This window comes from Atribacterota bacterium, from assembly GCA_039638595.1.
Taxonomy (GTDB): Bacteria; Atribacterota; Atribacteria; order Atribacterales; family Caldatribacteriaceae; genus Profundicultor; species Profundicultor thermophilus.
In genome coordinates this window covers 13,522-34,217 of the sequence record JBDIWM010000023.1, presented here as the reverse complement: position 1 = coordinate 34,217, position 20,696 = coordinate 13,522, and the positions used below count along the sequence as shown (strand labels likewise).

General features: G+C 52.2%; 19 protein-coding genes. 17 read left to right on the top strand and 2 right to left on the bottom strand.

All coding sequences use genetic code 11. The features are described from left to right. Nucleotides 1–243: 243 nt before the first annotated feature. Genes ABDK92_06780 through ABDK92_06730 form a run of 11 tightly spaced genes read left to right on the top strand, consistent with a single transcriptional unit; the run spans nucleotide 244 to nucleotide 10,756 of the window. On the top strand, nucleotides 244–1,392 hold the full coding sequence (locus tag ABDK92_06780) for a uroporphyrinogen decarboxylase family protein (GenBank protein ID MEN3186327.1): 1,149 nt from the start codon (nucleotides 244–246) through the stop codon (nucleotides 1,390–1,392). 12 nt (nucleotides 1,393–1,404) lie between these two features. Next, nucleotides 1,405–2,748, top strand: a complete 1,344-nt coding sequence (locus ABDK92_06775; GenBank protein MEN3186326.1) for a TrkH family potassium uptake protein — start codon at nucleotides 1,405–1,407, stop codon at nucleotides 2,746–2,748. A 16-nt stretch (nucleotides 2,749–2,764) separates the two neighbouring features. Beyond that, a complete protein-coding gene (locus ABDK92_06770) occupies nucleotides 2,765–4,108 on the top strand; it encodes an acetyl-CoA carboxylase biotin carboxylase subunit (protein MEN3186325.1) in 1,344 nt (447 codons plus the stop codon). 18 nt (nucleotides 4,109–4,126) lie between these two features. Next, nucleotides 4,127–5,458 (top strand): electron transport complex subunit RsxC, encoded by a 1,332-nt coding sequence (rsxC, locus tag ABDK92_06765; protein MEN3186324.1) that lies wholly within the window; start codon nucleotides 4,127–4,129, stop codon nucleotides 5,456–5,458. Next, nucleotides 5,455–6,429, top strand: coding sequence for an RnfABCDGE type electron transport complex subunit D (locus ABDK92_06760; GenBank protein MEN3186323.1), 975 nt, complete (start codon nucleotides 5,455–5,457; stop codon nucleotides 6,427–6,429). Before rsxC ends, ABDK92_06760 begins: the two co-directional genes overlap by 4 nt. Then, on the top strand, nucleotides 6,426–6,983 hold the full coding sequence (locus ABDK92_06755) for an RnfABCDGE type electron transport complex subunit G (protein ID MEN3186322.1): 558 nt from the start codon (nucleotides 6,426–6,428) through the stop codon (nucleotides 6,981–6,983). Before ABDK92_06760 ends, ABDK92_06755 begins: the two co-directional genes overlap by 4 nt. Beyond that, entirely contained in the window at nucleotides 6,980–7,579 is a 600-nt protein-coding gene (locus tag ABDK92_06750) for an electron transport complex subunit E (GenBank protein MEN3186321.1), read from the top strand. The genes ABDK92_06755 and ABDK92_06750 overlap by 4 nt, the downstream gene beginning before the upstream one ends. After that, the gene (locus ABDK92_06745) at nucleotides 7,576–8,166 is read left to right on the top strand and encodes an RnfABCDGE type electron transport complex subunit A (GenBank protein MEN3186320.1); all 591 of its coding nucleotides are present in this window, start codon (nucleotides 7,576–7,578) and stop codon (nucleotides 8,164–8,166) included. The genes ABDK92_06750 and ABDK92_06745 overlap by 4 nt, the downstream gene beginning before the upstream one ends. 11 nt (nucleotides 8,167–8,177) lie before the next feature. Next, on the top strand, nucleotides 8,178–9,011 hold the full coding sequence (locus ABDK92_06740) for an RnfABCDGE type electron transport complex subunit B (protein ID MEN3186319.1): 834 nt from the start codon (nucleotides 8,178–8,180) through the stop codon (nucleotides 9,009–9,011). A 6-nt stretch (nucleotides 9,012–9,017) separates the two neighbouring features. Beyond that, on the top strand, nucleotides 9,018–10,487 hold the full coding sequence (locus ABDK92_06735) for an FGGY family carbohydrate kinase (GenBank protein MEN3186318.1): 1,470 nt from the start codon (nucleotides 9,018–9,020) through the stop codon (nucleotides 10,485–10,487). Nucleotides 10,488–10,492: 5 nt separating this feature from the next. Further along, nucleotides 10,493–10,756 (top strand): TM1266 family iron-only hydrogenase system putative regulator, encoded by a 264-nt coding sequence (locus tag ABDK92_06730; GenBank protein ID MEN3186317.1) that lies wholly within the window; start codon nucleotides 10,493–10,495, stop codon nucleotides 10,754–10,756. On the opposite strand, the gene ABDK92_06725 is transcribed toward ABDK92_06730, so the two are convergent. Further along, the gene (locus ABDK92_06725; protein MEN3186316.1) at nucleotides 10,716–11,849 is read right to left on the bottom strand and encodes an MFS transporter; all 1,134 of its coding nucleotides are present in this window, start codon (nucleotides 11,847–11,849) and stop codon (nucleotides 10,716–10,718) included. The two genes, ABDK92_06730 and ABDK92_06725, sit on opposite strands and share 41 nt — an antisense overlap. Nucleotides 11,850–12,170: 321 nt before the next feature. On the opposite strand from ABDK92_06725, the gene ABDK92_06720 reads away from it, so the two are divergent. Next, the gene (locus tag ABDK92_06720; GenBank protein MEN3186315.1) at nucleotides 12,171–12,785 is read left to right on the top strand and encodes a DUF2271 domain-containing protein; all 615 of its coding nucleotides are present in this window, start codon (nucleotides 12,171–12,173) and stop codon (nucleotides 12,783–12,785) included. Between the two features lie 238 nt (nucleotides 12,786–13,023). Continuing rightward, nucleotides 13,024–14,148 carry a mannose-1-phosphate guanylyltransferase gene (locus tag ABDK92_06715; GenBank protein ID MEN3186314.1) on the top strand — a complete coding sequence of 375 codons (1,125 nt, stop codon included), beginning with the start codon at nucleotides 13,024–13,026 and terminating at the stop codon, nucleotides 14,146–14,148. Between the two features lie 168 nt (nucleotides 14,149–14,316). Here ABDK92_06715 and ABDK92_06710 read toward each other — a convergent pair whose 3' ends face one another. Next, on the bottom strand, nucleotides 14,317–16,500 hold the full coding sequence (locus ABDK92_06710; GenBank protein MEN3186313.1) for a methyl-accepting chemotaxis protein: 2,184 nt from the start codon (nucleotides 16,498–16,500) through the stop codon (nucleotides 14,317–14,319). A gap of 180 nt (nucleotides 16,501–16,680) precedes the next feature. Between ABDK92_06710 and ABDK92_06705 the strand changes: the two genes are divergently transcribed. From ABDK92_06705 to ABDK92_06690, 4 genes are read left to right on the top strand one after another with little or no spacing between them, the layout of a single operon-like run. Then, the gene (locus tag ABDK92_06705; protein MEN3186312.1) at nucleotides 16,681–17,934 is read left to right on the top strand and encodes an extracellular solute-binding protein; all 1,254 of its coding nucleotides are present in this window, start codon (nucleotides 16,681–16,683) and stop codon (nucleotides 17,932–17,934) included. A 42-nt stretch (nucleotides 17,935–17,976) separates the two neighbouring features. After that, nucleotides 17,977–18,870 (top strand): sugar ABC transporter permease, encoded by an 894-nt coding sequence (locus tag ABDK92_06700; GenBank protein MEN3186311.1) that lies wholly within the window; start codon nucleotides 17,977–17,979, stop codon nucleotides 18,868–18,870. 12 nt (nucleotides 18,871–18,882) lie between these two features. Then, complete coding sequence (locus tag ABDK92_06695; protein MEN3186310.1) at nucleotides 18,883–19,728, top strand: carbohydrate ABC transporter permease; 846 nt, start codon at nucleotides 18,883–18,885, stop codon at nucleotides 19,726–19,728. 17 nt (nucleotides 19,729–19,745) lie between these two features. Further along, nucleotides 19,746–20,648 (top strand): isoaspartyl peptidase/L-asparaginase family protein, encoded by a 903-nt coding sequence (locus ABDK92_06690; GenBank protein ID MEN3186309.1) that lies wholly within the window; start codon nucleotides 19,746–19,748, stop codon nucleotides 20,646–20,648. Nucleotides 20,649–20,696: the final 48 nt, after the last annotated feature.

Here is a 20,696-nt window from a genome sequence, read left to right as displayed (position 1 = left end):
GATTCCGGCTTAAAGATTGCCGGAATGACCCCTGCTTAAGACATGCAGGGGCAGGCTCCTCGATTAATCCATTCGAGGGCAGGCTCCTCGATTAATACATTTAGGGGCAAGTTGGAAGGAGTTTGATGTTGGTTCTCCTGGATGAGGAACATAAGACATCTTGACTTCCTGTTCAGATGGTGATAATTTCCGGTGGGGAAAAACCAAGGGTTTTTCTGGTTTTTCAGATGGATGTGGTAAAATATGGACGATTTGAGAGCTGAAAGGGGTGTGGCGGGGGTGACGGGAAGAGAAAGGGCGATGAAGGCCCTTAATCATGAAACTCCAGATCGGGTACCCGTTGATCTGGGGACCACGAATTGTACCACCATGACCAGGGTGGCATATGAGAACCTAAAGCGATTCCTGGGGGTGGAAAAGGAAACCCGTCTCATGATGGAGAATTTCCAGATTGTCTTTATCGATGAAGAGGTTTTGGAAATTCTGGGGATTGATACCCGGGGGATTCATCCCCAGCCTGTTTGGCAAAAGCGAATCGTTGACGAATGGACCTACTATAACGAATTTGGAATCAAATACCATATGCCAGAAGGGGGTCTTTATTACGATATGGTGGAACACCCCCTGGCGGGGGTATCGGTAGAGGAGTTGAGGGAGTATCCCTGGCCAGATCCAGCACGGAGTATGGATTTAACCGGAGTTCGGGAGCGGGCGAAGCGGTTAAAGGAAGAAGGAAAGTATCTTCTGGTAGGGGATATGATTGATACTGGGATTTTTGAACCCTGCTGGTACCTGCGGGGTTTTGAGAATTTCCTGGTGGACCTTATGACGAACCGTGAGTTCGTTCTGGCCCTGATGGAGGGGATGTACAACTATCAGCTCAAACGCTATGGTCTTTTCTTGCAGGAAGTGGGAGAGTATTTGGATGTCATTTTTGTGGGAGACGACTTAGCTACGGCAGAGAGTGTGATCATGAGTCCAAAGGTGTACCGGGAAATGGTGAAACCCTTCCAGAAGGAATATTTTGCGAACCTCAAAAAGCTCGTTCCTCAGGCGAAGCTTCTGTACCATTCCTGTGGGAGCATTGTTTCCTTTATTCCCGATTTGATTGAGATTGGGGTTGATATTCTGAATCCGGTGCAGGTTTCGGCCCAGGGGATGGACACCAGGGTGTTGAAAGAAAAGTTTGGCAAAGACCTGTGTTTCTGGGGTGCAGTGGATACCACCTTTGTTTTGCCTCGAGGGAAAGAAGAAGAAGTGCGTCAGGAGGTGCGCCGGCGTATTCAGGAACTCGGTCCCGATGGGTATGTCCTCTGTGCGGTGCACGATGTGCAGGCTGATGTTCCTCCGGAAAACATTGTGGCCATGTACAGAGAAGCTCAGAGCAACTAAGAAGGCGATATAGTGGCATTTTTGTGGTCAAAAGTTGAAAAATTCCTGGCGGGGCTTCCCCCAGCTTCACTGATTCTTCTGGGGTTTTTAGCTTTAATTCTGATTGGTGCTCTGGTGTTGTCAATTCCAGTTATGGTTACGCCGGAGAATCGTTTGCACTTTATCGATGCATTGTTTACGGCGACCTCAGCCGTCTGTGTGACTGGACTTGTGGTGGTCAATACCGCTACCTTTTTTTCTCTCTGGGGTCAGCTGGTCATCCTTGGACTTGTCCAGATTGGGGGGTTGGGCTATATGACCATCACCACCCTCCTGGCGATGGCGATACGGCGGCGGATTGAGTATCGGGACCGACTGGCCCTCAGAGATTCTTTTGGCCTTGATGTACCGGGTGGGATCGTTCGTTTTGTGATTGCCGTGGTAAAGTACACGTTTTTTGTAGAGGGTGTGGGATGCTTTATCCTTTTTTTTGGTTTTTTGAGGTATTTTCCATTCCCCCGGGCACTTTTTGCTGCCGTATTCCACAGTATTTCTGCCTTTTGTAACGCTGGTTTTTCGGTGTTCAATAATAGCCTGGAACGGTTTACCCTGGACCCGGTGGTCAATTTCGCCATGATTGGTCTTATTATTCTGGGAGGAATTGGATTTGTGGTGATGAAAGAGGTGATGGAGGAAAGACGCTTTTTGAGCCTCCATGCCCGGGTAGTGGTGGTGACCACCTTGACGCTCGTTGTGGGGGGAACATTGCTTATTGTGCTCTTAGAGTGGAGCAATCCGCAAACTTTGGGAAAGCTTCCCATCTGGGGAAGATTGATGGCTGGGCTTTTTCAGGCCGTTACTCCAAGGACAGCTGGGTTTGATACCATCCCTGTGGGAGCCCTGCGTCCGGCCACGGCGGTGCTTTTGATGCTTCTTATGTTTGTGGGAGCTTCACCCGGAGGAACCGGTGGTGGGGTGAAAACCACCACCTTTGCCATTCTGGGAGGGATGATCTGGAGTTTTTTGCATGGAAGAGAACGGGTGGAGTTTTTCCACCGCCGGGTGGCGTCTTCGATGGTCTACCGGGCAGTAGCGCTGACGGCCATGGCTTTTGTGCTGATTTTTGTGAGTGGGGTTTTCCTGCTGGCGTGGCAAGGGACTGAAGTCCTTGACACGTTTTTTGAAGTGATTTCGGCGTTTGGAACGGTGGGTCTTTCCCGGGGTCTCACTCCGTACCATTCGGATCTGGGGAAAGTGGTCCTGATGCTCAACATGTACCTGGGAAGGGTGGGAATTCTGACGGCTATTGTATCGTTCCGTCTGGCCCAGGAGCGCAGAGAGCTTTTGACCTATCCAGAAGAACGGATTTTGATGTAGTGGGGAGTGATGCAGATTGTTTGAGAAGGTGTTGATTGCCAACCGAGGAGAAATCGCTCTGCGGGTTCTGCGGGCTTGTCGGGAACTGGGAATCAAAACGGTGGGAATTTTTTCTGATGCCGATGCCGGTCTTGCGCATTTGCGGTATGTGGACCAAAAAGTGGCGTTGGGGGGGAATCTCCCCCAGGAAACCTATCTCAATATCGAGAAAATCATTCGGGCATGTGAGGTCACTGGAGTGGATGCCGTGCATCCCGGCTATGGGTTTTTGTCCGAAAATGCCGAGTTTGTAGAAAGGCTTACCGAAAAGGGTTTCACCTTTATTGGCCCGAGTCTGGAAACGTTGCGGGGTATGAAAAATAAGCTCCATGTGAAGAAAAGGCTCCACGAGGCTGGTGTGCCGGTGGTACCGGGACCCCTGGAACCGATACGAAGCCTTGATGAGGGTCGATCCGTTGCGACGGAACTGGGATACCCTCTGCTTTTGAAGGCTTCTCTGGGAGGGGGTGGACGGGGAATCCGGGTGGTCGAGAACGCCGAGAGCTTTGAGGAAGCTTTCCGGAGCGCTGAACGGGAAGCAAAGCTTGCCTTTGGTCGAGAAGAGCTCTATATGGAGAAACTCATCAGTCGGGCTCGGCATGTGGAAGTACAGATTTTGGCTGATACTTTCGGGAACGTGATTCACCTGGGGGAACGGGAATGTTCGCTGCAGAGACGGCGCCAGAAGATTCTGGAAGAAGCGCCTTCTTTAGCATTGACCCAGGAACTCCGGCAGAAAATCTGTGAAGCGGGAGTACGCGCAGCAAAAGTCCTGCATTACACCAGTTGCGGGACCCTGGAGTTTTTGTTCACCGATGATGGAGCGTTCTATTTTATGGAGTTCAACGCCCGGATTCAGGTGGAGCATCCGGTCACAGAGATGATTTCCGGAGTGGACATTGTGCGGGAACAAATTCGGGTGGGTGCTGGAGAAAAACTGAGTATGACCCAGGAGGAGGTCCTGTTGCGGGGGCATGCTCTGGAGATGCGGATCAACGCTGAAGACCCGAATCAAAGGTTTGCCCCTTCTCCCGGCAGAATCACCCGCCTTGAAGTGCCTCATGGTCCGGGAGTACGCCTTGATACACACTGTTATGCAGGATACGTGGTACCGCCGTACTACGATTCACTTCTGGGAAAACTCATCATCTGGGATGTGAATCGGGATTTGGCCATAAGACGAGCCAGGGAAGCGTTACGCTCTTTTGTGGTGGAAGGGATTGCCACCACCATTCCCTTTCATTTGAAAATCATCTCCCATCCGGATTTTGTAAAAGGTGTATACCATACGCAGTTCCTGGAGGAGAACTTTTATTCGTAAAGGGGGTATGAGGTCATCATGAAGTGGAAAAGCTTTCCCGGCGGGGTTCTCCTTGACCCGGCGAAGGACCGCACTGAGGGAAAGCCCATACGGAAAATCAATCCACCCACAAAAGTGGTTCTTCCACTTGTGCAGCACACTGGAACCCCTCTGGAACCCCTGGTGAAAAAGGGGGATACCGTTCGGAAAGGGCAAAAAATTGCTGATGCTGAAGCCTTTATCACTGCCCCGGTTCATGCCTCGGTTTCAGGAACCGTTCAGGGGATTGAAGAGTGGTGGCATCCAGTTTTGGGGCGCTTCCGAGCCATCGTAGTGGGGAATGATTTTCAGGACCTTGGAGAATACCGGGAACCCTTGCCGGAGGATATCGAACGTCTTGAACCTCAGTTTTTGCGGGAATGGATTCGGGAGGGTGGTATAGTCGGGCTGGGGGGAGCGGCCTTTCCCACCCATGTGAAGGTTTCCCCACCGCAAGGGAAGGAAATCGATAGCCTCATTCTCAATGGGGCAGAGTGTGAACCGTATCTCACCTGCGACCATCGGGTGATGGTGGAGCGGGCAGAGGTGGTGCTTCGGGGGGCGCGGGTTCTGGCCCGAGCCTGTGGTGCGAAGCGGGTTTACGTGGGGATAGAGGAAAACAAGAAAGACTGCATCAAGCTTTTTGTAAACCTCCAAAAAGATTTCCCTCTTCCCCTGCAGGTGGTCGCGCTTCGGACCAAGTATCCTCAGGGTTCGGAAAAACAGCTTATTCGGGCCATTTTGAACCGGGAAGTGCCTCCAGGGGGATTACCACTTGATGTGGGCGTGGTGGTGGACAATGTCCAGACGGCCTGGGCAGTGGGGCGCATGAGCCAGGAAGGGGTACCGCTGATTGAGCGGGTGATTACCCTGAGCGGGGACTGCCTGCGAGAACCAGGAAACCTTGAGGTTCCCCTGGGGGTTATACTCGCTGAACTGGTTGAGTTTTGTGGGGGATTTGAAAGGGAGCCCCGAAAAGTGGTGATGGGAGGACCGATGATGGGGATTGCCCAGGTTTCCCTGGAGGTGCCGGTAATCAAGGGGACTTCCGGGTTTCTCTTTTTTGTGGAAGTGGTGGAAAAACGGGAGTACCCCTGCATTCGTTGTGGGCGGTGCAGTGAAGGGTGTCCCATGTTTCTTACCCCATCGTACCTTGCCAAGCTCTCTGAATTTAAGGCCTTTGCGGAGGCTGAAGAAAATCGGGTTATGGACTGCATGGAGTGTGGGACCTGCAGTTACCTTTGTCCAGCGGGAATCCAGATCACTCAGTTCATCAAACTGACGAAAAATGAAATCTTGCTTCGTCGCAAAAAAGGAGGAGAGAGAAAGTGAGCGAACTCGTCATCACACCGGCACCGCACCTTAGGAGTCCTCTTGACGTTCCTCGGGTGATGGGTCGGGTTTTTCTGAGCTTGCTTCCCGCAACGATCTGGGGGATGGCCTTTTTTGGCTTACAGTTAACCCTGTGGCCTCTTTTACTCTCCATTCTTGGGGCAGTTGGATTTGAGGCCCTGGATTGCTTCGTTTTTCGTAAGCCCCTTTCCATTTTCGATGGCAGTGCTCTGGTGACCGGGCTGCTTCTGGGTCTCTCGCTTCCCCCGGGGGTACCATTCTGGATTCCCCTGGTGGGGAGTGGAGTGGCGATTATTTTCGGCAAACAGATGTTTGGCGGATTGGGACAGAATATTTTTAACCCCGCCCTGGTGGGACGGGCGGTGCTTTTCATTTCCTGGCCAGGAATCATGACCAGCTGGCGGGTGCGGGAAATTTGGGCTCTGGGGGTTCCTTTCTCCGGTGAGGGTCTTGATGTGGTCACCACTGCAACCCCTCTGGGAATCTCAAAGCTCCAGGGGTATAGCGCTCTTACTCAGCTTGAGCCTCGGATTCTCTGGCGGCTTTTTGTGGGAACGGTGCCGGGATGTATCGGGGAGATTTCGGCAGTGGCGCTTCTTAGCGGGTTTTTCTATCTGCTTTTCACTGGAGTTGTCCGCTGGGATATCCCTACCTTTTATTTTCTGGGACTGGCCATTACAGGAGCCATCGCCGGACAGAATCCTCTCTATCACATTCTGGCCGGCAGCGCCATTATGGGGGGATGTTTTATGGTCACCGATTATGTGACTTCTCCGGTGACGTTTAAAGGAAAAATCATTTTTGGCCTGGGAGCGGGAATTTTTACCGGGATTATCCGCTGGCTGGGAGGGTATCCGGAGGGGGTTACGTTCGGTATCCTCATCATGAACGCTCTGGTGCCTTTCCTGGACCGGTTGCTTCCACGGCGGTTTGGGGTGAAAAAGGTATGAGAGGCATTGCACGAATCGGGTTGGCACTGGGTTTGGTTTGCCTTGTGGCTGCGGTTTCTCTGGCAGCGGTGAACTATCTCACCAGAGGAGAGATTGAACGAAAGAAAGCAGCAGAGCTCCGGGAAAGCCTGAGCGTGGTTTTCCCCGAGGCCACAGAGTTCAGGGAACGCCCGGTTCCTGAGGAGATGGGCAAAAGAGAGGGGGTTTCAATCCTCACCTCCTATGAAGTGCTGGGAGAAGGAAAGCTCAGGGGATATGTTTTTCGAGTGTCGACCATGGGGTATGGAGGGATGATGGTTCTTCTTTTGGGTATTTCCCAGGAAGGGATACTCACCGGCATTCAAGTCTTAGAACATCAGGAAACCCCTGGTCTGGGGTCAAACATCACCGAAGAGGCATTCCAGAATCAGTTTATGGGAAAATCCATCGACGATCCCTTTGAGGTCAAGAAAGATGTTCAGGCGGTAACCGGAGCTACGATTTCGACCAACGCGGTGTTACGGGCCTGCCGGGGGGTTATTGCCTATTTCAAGGAGGTGGAGTCGAAACCGTGAGGGAGTTCTGGTTCTATTTTAGAAACGGTATCATTGGGGAAAACCCCATTTTGCGCTTGATGATTGGGTTGTGTTCGGTGCTGGCGGTGTCGGTGCGGGTGGACAACTGTTTAGCCATGGGGGCCGGGGTGCTATTTGTGCTCGTTTGCTCGAGCCTGGTGATTTCGCTTTTGCGGAACTTTGTACCTCGGGAAGTACGGATTCCCATCTTCATCGTGGTGATTTCGACTTTCACCACCATTGTGGATTTGGTCATGCAGGCGTACCTTCCTGTCCTTTCCAAGGCGATGGGGGTTTTCATTCCCCTCATCGTGGTGAACTGCATCATCATGGGACGGGCTGAGGCTTTTGCTTCCCGAAAGCCCCCGCTTTTGGCCTTTGCTGATGCGCTGGGAATGGGGGTGGGGTATACCTTGGTTATTACCGCTATTGGTCTGGTACGGGAACTCTTTGGGTATGGAACCATCCTCTCGATTCCGCTTTTACCTTCTTCTTACCAGGGAATGATGTTCATGGTTCTTCCTCCGGGAGCGTTTCTGCTCATCGGAATTTACATTGCCCTGCTCAACCGCTTCACAGGGAGGGCGAAGCGATGAACGGAATGCTCATAACCCTTCTTAAGATTTTTATCGCAGCGGCGTTTGTGGATAACATCATCCTTGCTCGCTACATTGGTCTTTGCCCCTATATCGGGATGTCCTCCAATGTGGCGAATTCCATTGGAATGGGGATGGCGGTGACCTTTGTCATGGTGCTTTCTTCCTGCGTCACCTGGTTTTTGTGGAATTACATTTTCCTTCCCCTGCGCCTTGAGTACCTGCGGATTATGGTGTTCATCCTGGTGATTGCGGTTCTGGTGCAGTTGGTCGAAATCCTTTTGAAAAAGAATATTCCCAACCTCTATCGGGCTATGGGAATTTACCTGCCACTCATCACCACCAACTGCGCCATTTTGGCGGTAGCCTTTTTTGGGGTGGATTACGGGTATACCCTGTTGCAGGTGGTATTCTACAGTATCAGTGTGGCCCTGGGGTTTACGGTGGCGCTGGTGCTTCTGGCGGGAATTCGAGAACGGTTACGGTTCTCGCGGGTTCCCGACTTTTACCAGGGATACCCAATTGTGTTTATTTCCACTGCCCTCTTAGCCATTGCTTTTCTGGGGTTTAAAGGACTGGTGAAATAAGGGAGGATACCATGGGAAGTATTGTTCTTCCGGCAATCATTATGGGTTTTTTAGGACTTGGGTTTGGGCTGGCGCTGGCATGGTTAGCCAAGAAAATGGCAGTGGCGGAGAACCCGCTGGTGCAGAAGGTGACCGAAATTTTACCCGGGGGAAACTGTGGTGCTTGCGGGTATCCGGGGTGTTCGGGGTTAGCGGAAAAAATTGCTTCTGGGGAAGTGCCGGTCAATGCTTGTCCGGTAGGAGGACTGAGGGTGTGGCAGGAGCTTTCGCGGTTACTGGGAAGTTCCGAAACGCTGGACTTCAAGGTGAAGAAAGCGGTTTTGCTCTGTCAGGGTGGAAAAGGAATAGCAAAGGCATCAGCCCTCTACGAAGGGGTCAAGGACTGTCGAGCCGTGAAGCTTCTGGGGCATTCTCCCAAGCTCTGTCGCTTCGGGTGTCTGGGGCTGGGAAATTGTGAACGAATTTGCCCCTTTTCGGCTATTCAGATGGATGATAAGACCGGTCTTCCCCAGATTAACCCTGAGAGGTGTACTGGCTGTGGGAAATGTGTGGCGGAATGCCCCCAGAAGGTTTTGGCTCTGTTTCCCTACGGGGAACAGGTGCTTTCGGCCTGCATATCCAGGGACCCAGGAAAAATCGTGCGTCAGAACTGTAGCAGAGGATGTATCAAATGTCAGCTCTGTGTGAAGGTTTGTCCTGAAAAAGCCATCACCCTGGAAAACGAACGGATTCAAATTGACCGAGAAAAATGTACCCTATGTGGGCTGTGCATTGAACGGTGTCCGACCCAGTGCCTTGTGCGGGTTTTTCAAGAAACGTCGGTGCCGGAAAAAATATCGAGGTGAAATCAGGTGAGTGTTCTTCTGGGAATGGATATCGGCACAACCAATACCAAAATTCAGGTCTATGACCAGGAAGGGCGGGTTCAAGCGGAACGCAGTTTCCCCACCCCTCTTGTGGAGGAAACCGGGGAACGGTTTTATAGCCCCATGGGAATTATTTCCCAGGTGGTAGAAGCCATTGCTTCCTTTGAAAAGAAATTGCTTCAGAACGTTCGGGCCATGAGCGTTTCCAGTTTTGCTGAAGTCATGGTCGGGGTGGGCGAAAACGGCTGGGTTTTGCCCCACAGTATCCCCTGGTACAGCGACTGTACCAAAGAGGTGTTCGCCCGTTTTCCCCTGGACCCTGAAGAAGTCTACTGGGTCACGGGTCTTTCCCCCCAGCAGAAGTATTCCCTCTATAAACTCCTCTGGCACCGGGAACACGAGCCAGAGCTTTTTTCTCGGGTGCAAACCTGGACTTCCATGTCGGGGTTTATTCTCTACTATTTTAGTGGAGTGCTCTCCTTTGACTATTCGCTCGCTTCTCGAACCATGCTCTTTGACCAGGAGAACCGGACCTGGTGGCGAGAAACATGCCAGCGTGCCGGTGTGGATTTGGGGACCCTTGCTCCGCTTTACCCCTCAGGTAGGGTTCTGGGCACCATTCGAGAGGAGGTGGCCCGGGAAACCGGCTTACATCCGAAAACCCTGGTGGTGACTGGCGGGCATGACCACCTCTGTGCGGCGCTGGCCAGCGGAGTATACCAACCGGGGTGGGCACTCATCTCTTCTGGAACCACCGAGTCCATCCTGGTGACGCTGGAAAGAACGCTCCAGAGGAAATCCCTGGGTAAGGAGAAACCGTTCTCGTTCGGGCATCATGTGGTCTTTCCGTACTACTACGCCATGAACGGAATCTATAGCGGTGGCTACGCGGTGGACTGGACCATGAAGCTACTGCAGGAGAACCATCACGTTTTCAGTACCCTTCCTCTTGCCCTTTCCCAGAATGTTCCCCTCTTTTTTCCCTATCTTTTGGGAAGTTACTATGAGGAAGCCCGGGGGGCATTCCTGAACCTTTCCGGTGAAACCCATCGGGACGAGTTGTTACTCGGGGTGTTACTGGGGTTATGTCTTGAGTATCGCCATCTTTTTGAAATGATGATGGGAACGCTTGACCTGAGGGTGGAAAAGGTGGTCAACGTGGGAGGGGGGACCAAAAATCGAGCCTGGATGCGGCTGAAATCCTCTATGCTTGCCCGGGAAATCGTGGTTCCTGAAGACCGGGAAGGAAGCTGTAAGGGAGCAGCCCTCCTGGCCGGGCTGGGTGCTGGTCTATATCGAAATCTTGAAGAAATGTTCTCTGCCACTTTCCGGGTGGCGGAGGTCTTTTCTCCGGAATTTCCCCAAAAGGTGCTGGATCGCTGGTTTACCCTCTATGAGGAACTGCGAGAGGACTTAAGGGTGCTCAACCAGAAGCTCTTTCGGCTTTTCAGGTGAGGAACATGGAGAATCGAGTTGGGGTGATTGGGGTCATCATCACCGACCGGGAAAAGCAGGCTCACCGGGTCAATGAAGTCCTCACCGAATTTGGGGAAATCATCGTGGGCCGGATGGGCATTCCCTATCGGGAAAAGAACATCTCGGTGGTGGCACTCATCGTGGATGGCGACACCGATACCCTGGGTGCTTTGACCGGGAAACTGGGGCTTATTCCCGGTGTTAAGGTCAAGTCGGCGTTGATTTCGACTCAGCCTCGGCCGTCCTGAGGGCCGTGGCCCGCTCCAGAAAAAAGAGGGTGAATGTGATGCCCAGGGCGATAAGCCCGATACTCTGGAGCACAAACGAGGTATGGTTTCCAAAAAGTGATGCCCACAAGAGATTCAGAGTGTGCCCCAGTGCCCAGGCAAAACCCATCGACAGGGACGAGGCAAAAACCCGATGTTCGGGAAGCAACTTCTGGGCTTCGGTGACGTTGGTGCTCATGGTGAGGAAGGTGGCGAAATCAGCCAGGATATAGAAGAAAAAGAGGAGAAAAAGCCGGTGCACCACGGTGAAGGCAAGAACTGACCCACCCAGAACCAAAAACGACAGCAAGTTAATTTTCCCATTGGAGAGGAAGGAACGCAGCCGGTTGCCCAGGGTGTTGGCGGCAATCCCGAGGAGGACTCCAGAAGAGAGGAGTATCCCTCCTGAAAGAAGGGGGTACCCTTTCTCAGCCATGGCAATCGGGACAAACGTGTGAAAAACGGAAGAAATAAAGGTACGGCTACTCACCACAAACCATATCGGCCAGAGAAGGCTAAAGAGGCGCCAGGAGAACGTGGCCCGCTCTAAGCAGAGTGAGGGTTTTTCTTCCCGCAAAAACCACAGGCTCAGGGGTAAAAGAGTGAAGAGAGGAAGAAATGGTAGCCGTAGCAGGGTGTATTTCGGCACGAACCAGGTGATGAAAACCGGTCCCAGCGCTCCGCCCAGGATTCCCCCAGAGATAAACGAGGTGATCCCCTTTCCCCCCTGATTTATTCCCGCCAGAGCCGCTCCCAGAGGGTGAAAGGCACCATCCGCAAGGTAGACGGCAAAAAAGAGTAAAAATACGGCCAGAAACGGGACCGGTAGACCCAGGAAGAAGAGTGGAATCAGGGTGAAACTCATCGAGAGGTAAGCCTGCCGGAATGGTCTATCATGCCTCCGGAAAGCGAAAAGAACCTGGCTCAGAGACCCGGTGAAAGCCAGAGTGGCCACGCTCATGGCGGCCGTTCGCGCGTCCAGTCCGTAATGGTGGATGAAGTACGGGCTCAGGGGAGCTGGGAACGACACCACAAAGTCCACCATGAAATGGAAAAATAAGAGAAGGAGAGCCATGGTTTTCTCTTTCTGATTTTTTATTCCAGTGTATCATGAACGGGATTTTCCCGAAAGGTAGAATACGGTTTTTTGAGTGTTTGGCGGGAACATTGCGACATGGTGACGTCGGGCGCAGTTTTGGAATAGGGACCAGAACACCCCCCTTCCGTCTCCGCCTGCCGGGACCCATCTTCCTTATCGGGAAAATCTCTTTTCGGCTTCTTCTTCCCTTTTGGCTGGGTCGTAGAAATGCCGTCGGAATTTTCCCCGGCTTGGTATAATGGAGGAAGAAAGAAATTTCCGGCCATAGTCAGCACGGTGAAGAAAGGAGGTTTTATTGTGGTTTCTTGGAAAGACATGGGCATGTTTCTGGTTTTTAGTCATGTCATTCTCGTGACATTCTTTCTTTTTTTGGGGAATCCACTGCCCGGATACTGCCAGGGCTGGTGTGAGGGAATCACAAAAAGCCAGGGGGTGCTGGAAATTTCTTTTGAGTATGAAAGGCAGAAAACCATCGCTTCGAATCAATTTGCCCTGTGGATTGAGGACGCGAAAGGGAATCTGGTGAAAACCATTTATGTCACCCGATTTACCGGTCGAGGTGGATATGAAAAGCGCCCGGAATGTTTGCCAGAGTGGGTCAAAAAAGCCAACCCCTCGTTGTGGTCACGGGAAATGGTGGATGGTATTGCCACGGCTACACCCAAAGGAGGTTTACAGGTTTACACCTGGGATGGCCACGATGAGGTGGGCAACCTGGTGGTACCAGGAGAATACTGTTTTGTTCTCGAGGCCAACCTTCTGTGGTCGAGTCGAGTGGTGTACCGCGGTATGTTCCATTACGGTAGGGAAAGCCAGGATGAAATTCCGGTCACGGTGACGTATTTTGGGGAGCGTACCCGTGAGGGGATGATCAAGAACGTGAACGCGAAGTACACCGCGAGTGGGTCGTGATCACTCCCGGGATATTTTGGGGTTTCCGTGGTTGAGGTCTGATTTTTTCTTTCGGTCGGCCGATGCATCGACACGCTCTAAATATCCGGTTTATCCCTTTCCGGTTTCGGTACTATCACCGTGGTGTATGCTTTGCGGGGGTTTGTCCTTTTGTTTTGAGTCGCTGTGCTTTCGTGTCTGTGAGAAAAGTATTCTATGCCTGGGAAAAGTTCGTGCACTGAGGGAGAACAGGATTTGAATGACTGAGTCGTTGAATTTGTGGCAGGAAAACTTCAATTTGGAAAGCAAAGAGGAGGTGTTGGTGGTGCCAGTTGGGGTGATCATGGCCGGGGGGAAGGGGGAACGTCTTTGGCCCTTAAGCCGTGCGACCAAGCCCAAGCAGTTTTTCGTTCTCGAGGGCAAAAGTTTCCTGCGACGGACGGTGGAGCGAGTTTTACCCCTTTTGGGCTGGGAAAATATTTACGTGGTGATTCCCGAAGAGTACCGAAAGCTGGTGCAGTACGAGCTCCCAGAGCTTCCTTTGGGGAATATTATTGTGGAACCAGTGGGACGGAATACCGCCCCCTGTGTGGGACTGGCGGCTCTGGCAATTGAGCGGAGAGACCCTGAAGAGGTGATGATTGTCCTTCCGGCAGACCACCTAGTGGGAGAAGAGGAACGCTTTCGGGAAATTTTACGGTTTGGGGTGGCACTGGCGCAGGAGAAGTGGCTGGTAACTCTGGGTATAGTTCCGAAAAGTCCCCATACCGGCTATGGGTATATCGAAGGTGGGAAGGAATACCGGCAGTCGGGAACGCTTCTGGCCCGGAATGCCCTTGGGTTTCGGGAAAAACCCACAAGAGACGTGGCCGAGATGTACCTTGCTCAGGGAAACTATTTCTGGAATAGCGGGATGTTCCTTTTTCGAGCCGATGTGATTCTGGAAGAATTGCACCATTACGCTTCGGAGATTTTCTGGGGACTGGAGGAAATTCGCCACCACTGGGGTGATGCAAGGGTGCTCAAGCGTGTTTTTGAAAACCTTTCTTCCATTTCCATTGACTATGCAGTGATGGAAAAATCCTCCCGAATTCTGGTGATACCGGTTGATATTCCCTGGAGCGATGTAGGGTCTTTTCCAGCCCTGGCCGAAGCTTTAGGTAAAGATTCAGGCGGAAACACGGTGCTTGGTACCCATTTTGGCCTTGGAACCCAAAATTCGCTCTTTGTGACTCAGAAGCTGGTTTTCAGCCTGGGGGTCATGGACCTGGTTCTCATCGAGGCTGAAGACCTCATTTTTGTGACCACCAAAGATCGGAGTGAGGAGGTCAAGCTCCTTTTAGCTTTGATTCGGGAGAAAGAGAGCTTGCAGCGCTATCTTTGAAGCGAGTGGGAACGTTCCCGGTCAGTGGCCCAGAAGCGCTGCGATGGGCATGGAAATCACCATCAGAACGAAGATGGTTCCCCAGCTTTCGCGATGGTTTTTGCCCTCTTTGATTGTTTTACTAATGAACGTTCCTCCCACCAAGGATTTTCCTGGTGGGGAGGAATACTATACCTGGAAAACGCTCACCGTTTTCTGCAATTCTTCGGCCATTTTGGCTAAGGATTCAGTGGCCGAGTTGATCTCTTCTAACGACGCGCTCTGCTCTTCGGTGGAGGCCGAGACCTCTTCGCTTGAGGCAGCATTCTCCTCGGCGATGGCCGCAATGGAACCCATTCGATCGGAGATTTCGCTGATTCGTTCTGCGACGTTTTTGATGGCCCGGCTGATCTCTTCCGAAGAGGTCCGCAAGTCCTGTCCGCTTTTTTGGGTTTCTTCTTGGGTTTTTTCCACCACCGTGAGGGCCTCAGCTAAATTCTGGATGGAATGGTTCACCGCTTCAATGGCTGAGAGGATCTCGGAGAAATTCCCTTCCACTTCCTGGCTCTCTCTGGTTCCTTCGGTAACCTGAGTTCGAGCCCGTTCGGCATTTTTCACCGCCTTTTCGGTGTCTTTTTGAATTTCACCGATTAGGTGAGCAATTTGTCCGGCAGCCTGGGCAGAGTTTTCGGCCAGTTTCCGTACCTCTTCGGCCACCACCGCAAATCCTCGTCCGGCTTCTCCAGCCCGGGCGGCTTCAATAGCGGCGTTGAGGGCTAAGAGGTTAGTCTGTTCGGCAATCCCGGTGATGAGGTCCACGATTTTTCCGATTTCCTGGGAACGGGTGTCAAGCACGGTGATGCTTTCCCCGATTTCCTGGGCCACACTGGCGATGGTGTTGACCCGCTCTACAAGACCGGTGAGGAGTTCTTTTCCGTGTTGAGCTTCTTTCTGAGTGCGACTAGTATGCTCTTCGGTGGTGTTCATGGCTTCCCGGATACGCTGGATGGCTTTGCCATTTCGCACCAAGCTCTCTTCCATTCCGGTGAGGAGTGAGAAGTTTCGCTCGATGATACTCTCTACCTCCCTGGCTTCCCGGACCAGCTTTTCGGTGCTTTCGGTGCTGCGGTTCAAATCTTCGCCCTGGCGGGTGGACCCTTCGGCTACTTCTCCCATGGTTTTGGCGATCTCCTGGGTGGCTTTGGACACTTCTTCCACCGAAGAGGCGAGCTCCTCACTGGAAGCGGCAAGCTGTGAGGCGATATTGAGCGTTTTCTCCACCAGGTTGTGGAGGTTGGTGAGCATGGTTTGGAGGGATTCGGCCATCTGACCAATCTCATCTTTTCCCCGGTACTGGAAAACCTCTGTCTTCAGATTTCCTTGAGCAACCTGGGAGAGGACTTGTGCAGTTTTTCTGATGGGGTTGGCAAGGGAAGAACCGATTTGTAGAGCAAAGACCAGGATGAGCGCCACCACCACCCCAGCCAAAATAAGGATGAAGCGAAGCATGGTGGTGGCCGGAGCTTGGAGTTCCGCCATGGGGGCCACCGAGGCAATCCGCCAGTCTTTAAAGTTCTCTCCCGAAAAGAATCCGCTGGGTTTGAGAGCATGGAAAAACACGATTCGCTCAGCCCCTTTATAGACGTAGCGAATGGCTGCCTCTTTTTGCTCTTTTAAAGCCTGGTCGACGAAGGCAAGGTTGGCATCAACTTGCCGAAAGCTTTTTCCTATCAGCGTCTGGTCAGGATGAAGGGTCATACGTTCATTTTTGACGTCGTAGAGGTAGAGGTACCCGGTTTTTTGAATTTGTACCCCTTCGCTCAGCTGCCCGTACAGTTCCTCGAGGTTGAGGCGGGCCGCCACCACCCCCCGAAAGGTTCCCTGGGGGTCGTACACCGGGGAACTAAAGTTGAGGATGTAAACCCCTAAATCCCGGGACATGCGCACATCGGAGAGGAAAAGTTTTTTCCCTACCCCGGAAGCCTGGAACCACTCGGTGGTGCTTTTGTCCTCACCAATTCCCAGACCTTTGGAATCGGCAGTTTGCGTCCCCTTTTCGTCGGTGAACGATACCGAGGCGATGAGGGGACTAGAACTGGCGAAGTCCCGGAGAATGCGGTTTATTTCTTCGGTTGAGGTGATGAAGCCCAGTTCCCGGGCCAGGATTTTGATGTACCCCAGGTTATCGTTCAAGATCGCCTCGATGGTGTTGGCGACACTCCGGGTGAGGTTTTTCCCATTTTCCATTTCTCGTTCAAGGAGTGCACTTTGAAAACGGGTGAGACCCAGGTAGGTGACGGCGAAAAACGGCACCAGGGCAAAAAGAAGGAAAAAAGTAACCAGTTTACTCTTTAGCGTCCCAAAACCTACCATACACAACCCCCCTTTTGGGAAAGTGATACTGGCGAGTAAGATATGAAAAAGATTGCCAAAATGGGAGGGATTGTCCGGAAGTATACCCGCGGATAAAAGAAAAGGAGGCTTTATGGTACCAATTTTTCACCCTTTTATGCTACAATAGGGAGAAATTACTTGAGGGAGGGATGAGTGAATATGCGAAAGATGATTACCATAGCGATCGTGGTAGGAATGGTGGTGTTTGCCCTGTCGGGTATGGCTCTGGGAAAGGTGGCCATCAGTGGTCTTTTCATGAAGCAGGCGGGGTACCAGGAAAGCGATATCCGGGCGATGACCGAGGAATTCTTAAAACAAAACCCCGATATTGAGGTGAACCTCTCCTTTGTAGCCTACGAAGAACTCCACGATAAAATCGTGGTGGCGGCAGCCAGTGGGGCTGGGACCTATGATGTGATTCTCGTGGACTGCATCTGGCCGGCGGAGTTTGCCGAAGCCGGGTGGTTACTGGATGTGACGGACTGGCTGGCCCCCGAAGACCGGGAGGATATTTTTCCCGAGGTTCTCTCTTCGGTGACCTATAAAGGGCGACTGTACGGGATGCCCTGGCTCAATGACTGGCAGTACTTCTTCTATAACAAGAAAATGCTCGCTGACATCGGAGGAAAAGAACCGCAGTACTGGCCGGAAGTGATGGAGTATGCCGAAAAGATGAAGGCTCAGGGTATTGTGGAGTACCCCATCATCGATGCCTGGGGACAGGGGGAAGCGGTGGTCATCCAGTGGTTACAGTACGTTTCGGCGATGGACGGAAAGCTCTTTGACGAAGCGGGAAACCCGGTGATGAACCAGGGCAAACCTCTGCAGGCTCTCCAGTTTATGGTGGATAATATGAAAAAGGGGCTTTTTAACCCCGCCTGTATCGAATCTTTCTATGAAGAGGTGCGCCGGGTGTTTTCAGCCGGGCAGGCCGCTTTTGGGCTGAACTGGACCTATATGTATAACCTGGCCAATGACCCGGCAGAATCCCAGATTGCTGGTGATGCAGTCCTGGCAGTAATTCCCGGTTTTCCGGATGGACGGCGGAGTGCCACCTGTAATGGAGGAATGGGTTTGAGTATCCTCAATACCAGTAAGTATCCGAACGAGGCCTGGAAGTACGTGACCTATCTTGCCAGCCGCGAGGTCCAGAAAAAATACAGTCAGAATGCGCTCCCCATCTGGAAATCGCTGTACGATGATCCGGAACTCATTGCCCAGCAACCTGAGGTGATCAAAGTGGCCAAAGAACAAATCCGCTACGTTTTTGACCGTCCCCAGGTGAGCTGGTATTCGCAGTTTTCGCTCCTTTTGAGTGAGGAACTTCAGGCGGCGCTCACCGGAGGGAAGACTCCAGAAAAAGCCATGGCAGATGCGGTGGCCCGGAGTAAGGAAGTGATGGCGAAGTACTAGAAAAGAGGGGGGAAATCCCCCTCTTTATTTGGGTGGGGTTCAGTGACGACGCGTTCACGCAAAAAGGAAATCTATTTTGCCTGGTTTTTGATTTTACCCTCCTTTCTTTTTATTGCGCTGGTTGTTTTTTATCCCACAGCGTTTTCCTTTGTCTTGAGCCTTTTCCAGGTGGACCTCACCCGCCGGGCTCAGGGGACCCCTTTTGTGGGATTGCGGAATTACGCAGAAGTGTTACGCAGTTCCTATTTCTGGTCCTCTATGGGACGAACGGCGTACTTCACCGTGGTTTCCATTGCCATCGAAATGGTTCTGGGGTTTCTGGTGGCTTTGCTTTTAAATCAGAAGTTCTGGGGGAGGGGAATTTTGCGCAGCCTCTTACTCTTGCCCTGGGCGTTACCCATCACCGTTGATGCCATCATGTGGAAGTGGATTTTCAATGCCAATTACGGAGCCCTCAATGCTTTCCTCACTCAGGCTGGTATTATTCCAGGGTACCGGCCCTGGTTGACCCAGGGATGGAGCGCCATGCACTGTGTGATCGTTGCCGATGTGTGGAAGGTGACTCCCCTGGTGGCGCTTTTGCTTTTGGCCGGGCTCCAGACCATTCCCCGGGAGCTCTATGAAGCTGCTTTGGTGGATGGAGCAGGGAGATTGACGAGTCTCTTTGCCATCACCGTACCCTTACTTTTGCCCACCGCCACGGTGGTTTTGGTTTTGCGGACTCTTGATGCCTTTCGGGTTTTTGACATCGTATACGTGATGACCCAGGGTGGACCAGCCAATGCCACCAAGGTGATTTCCTTTCTAGCCTATCAGGAGGCCTTCAAATTCCTCCATTTCAGTAAAGGAGCGGCGCTGTCTTTTGTGATCACCATGGTGGTGGCGCTTTTTGCCTACCTGTACACCAAGAGCATGCGGAAACAAATTGAGTACTGAAGGGGTGAGGCGATGAAAAAGGGAAAGGTTCTGGGTCGAGTGGTGATTGCGGTCTTTTCGATACTCCTTGCCCTGGTTATTCTGGCGCCCCCTTTGTGGCTTTTTATTTCCAGTGTTGCCGATTTGAAAGAGCTCCTGGCGATACCCTTACGCTGGATTCCTCAAAACCCGAGTTTGACCCGCTATGGGAACATTCTCTTTTCTCAGGGTCCAGAGAGCGAGTTTCGAAGAATCATGGGTAATAGCCTGTATGTGGCACTTTTGGTCACCATCATCTGTGTGGGACTCGGCTCTCTGGCGGCGTACGCCTTTTCTCGTCTGCGTTTTCCGGGTAAGGACAAGGTTCTCTTTGTACTCCTTTTTTCCTACATGCTTCCCCCGATTGCTTTTATCATTCCCCTGTATCAGACCTATAGTGGTCTGCGCATGCTTGACACCCGTGGAGCACTCGTTCTCACCTACTCGGCTATTCTCACCCCCTTTGTCATCTGGATGATGCGAACCTACTTCGACACCATTCCCAGGGATCTGGAAGACGCAGCCAAAATTGATGGCTGTTCACCGCTTTTAACCCTTTTGCGGGTGATTTTGCCTCTCTCTTTACCCGGGGTGGTGGCGACTTTACTTTTTGCCTTTCTCATGTCCTGGGAAGAATTTTTCATCGCTCTGATTCTGACTTCTACGCCTCAGGCCAAAACTATTCCAGTGGCTATTGCTGAATTTTCTGGTCGTCATTCCATCGACTTTGGGATGATGGCTACAGGTGGAATCTTGGCAGCGTTACCTCCTGTTTTTATTGCCTTTGTGTTCCAGAAGTACATCGTGGGTGGATTACTCTCTGGTGCAGTAAAAGGGTAGAAAGGAGCGACAAAACAGTGGTCATTATCGTTCATGGTGGGGTGTGCCTTGATGAAGTAACCGAGGCCTATGATTGCCTTGTGCGGGCTTGTCTTCAGGGATGGAAAGCTCTTGAAACAAGCGAGGCGATTGATGGCGTGGAAGAAGCCGTGAAAGTTCTCGAAGACGACCCTCGCCTGAATGCCGGGACTGGTGCTTTCCCCAACCTCCTTGGGGAGGTGGAGATGTCAGCGAGTATCATGAAGGACGATTTTTCCTGTGGGGGTGTGGCGGGGATTAAAAACATCAAAAACCCTATTTCGGTAGCCCGGGCAGTTATGGAACGGACCCGGCATGTTCTTCTGGTGGGTGAAGGAGCGAACCTCTTTGCGCGACTTTTGGGGTTTGAACCCTACAATCCAGTGGGGGAGCTCACCATACGGACACTCCAGAAATCGGTGGAGCGGGCGAAAAAGGAAAAGGATTCCATTTACCGCTACTACCTTGAGCGGGCCAGAGACCGGCTCAGACGAATTCACTTGGGGACGGTGGGAGCTGTGGCTCTGGACCGCGGTGGTCACCTGGCTGCCGGTACTTCCACTGGGGGCGTGGAAATGCAGCTTCCCGGTCGGGTGGGGGATTCTCCCATTGTGGGATGTGGAACCTTCGCCTGGGAATGGGGTGGAGTCTCCATGACCGGGGAAGGAGAGGGTATCGTCAAACTGGGTTTAGCCCGTAAAATCGGAGAATGGATGGAACACAGTAGTGCTCAAGAAGCCGTCGACCGGGGTATGGAACTGGCCCGTAAATTCAATGTTCGTTGTGGAGCGATTGCCGTTCACCGTCATGGGGACATCGGCTGGGGGGAAAACGGGGGAAAGCTCATTTTCGCCTACTTTAATGAGGGGATGACGGAACCTCTGGCACCTCGAAGGGAATAGCTACTCTGAAGCAATTCCCGATGGGTTGATATTGACGTTTCGGCCCAG

Excerpts from the sequence above, each read along its gene's own strand:
- ABDK92_06705 (MEN3186312.1), top strand. The coding sequence starts at position 16,681 with ATGCGAAAGATGATTACCATAGCGATCGTGGTAGGAATGGTGGTGTTT.
- ABDK92_06755 (MEN3186322.1), top strand. The coding sequence starts at position 6,426 with ATGAGAGGCATTGCACGAATCGGGTTGGCACTGGGTTTGGTTTGCCTT.
- rsxC (MEN3186324.1), top strand. The coding sequence starts at position 4,127 with ATGAAGTGGAAAAGCTTTCCCGGCGGGGTTCTCCTTGACCCGGCGAAG.
- ABDK92_06715 (MEN3186314.1), top strand. The coding sequence starts at position 13,024 with ATGACTGAGTCGTTGAATTTGTGGCAGGAAAACTTCAATTTGGAAAGC.
- ABDK92_06740 (MEN3186319.1), top strand. The coding sequence starts at position 8,178 with ATGGGAAGTATTGTTCTTCCGGCAATCATTATGGGTTTTTTAGGACTT.
- ABDK92_06745 (MEN3186320.1), top strand. The coding sequence starts at position 7,576 with ATGAACGGAATGCTCATAACCCTTCTTAAGATTTTTATCGCAGCGGCG.
- ABDK92_06730 (MEN3186317.1), top strand. The coding sequence starts at position 10,493 with ATGGAGAATCGAGTTGGGGTGATTGGGGTCATCATCACCGACCGGGAA.
- ABDK92_06710 (MEN3186313.1), bottom strand. The coding sequence starts at position 16,500 with ATGGTAGGTTTTGGGACGCTAAAGAGTAAACTGGTTACTTTTTTCCTT.
- ABDK92_06695 (MEN3186310.1), top strand. The coding sequence starts at position 18,883 with ATGAAAAAGGGAAAGGTTCTGGGTCGAGTGGTGATTGCGGTCTTTTCG.
- ABDK92_06780 (MEN3186327.1), top strand. The coding sequence starts at position 244 with ATGGACGATTTGAGAGCTGAAAGGGGTGTGGCGGGGGTGACGGGAAGA.
- ABDK92_06725 (MEN3186316.1), bottom strand. The coding sequence starts at position 11,849 with ATGGCTCTCCTTCTCTTATTTTTCCATTTCATGGTGGACTTTGTGGTG.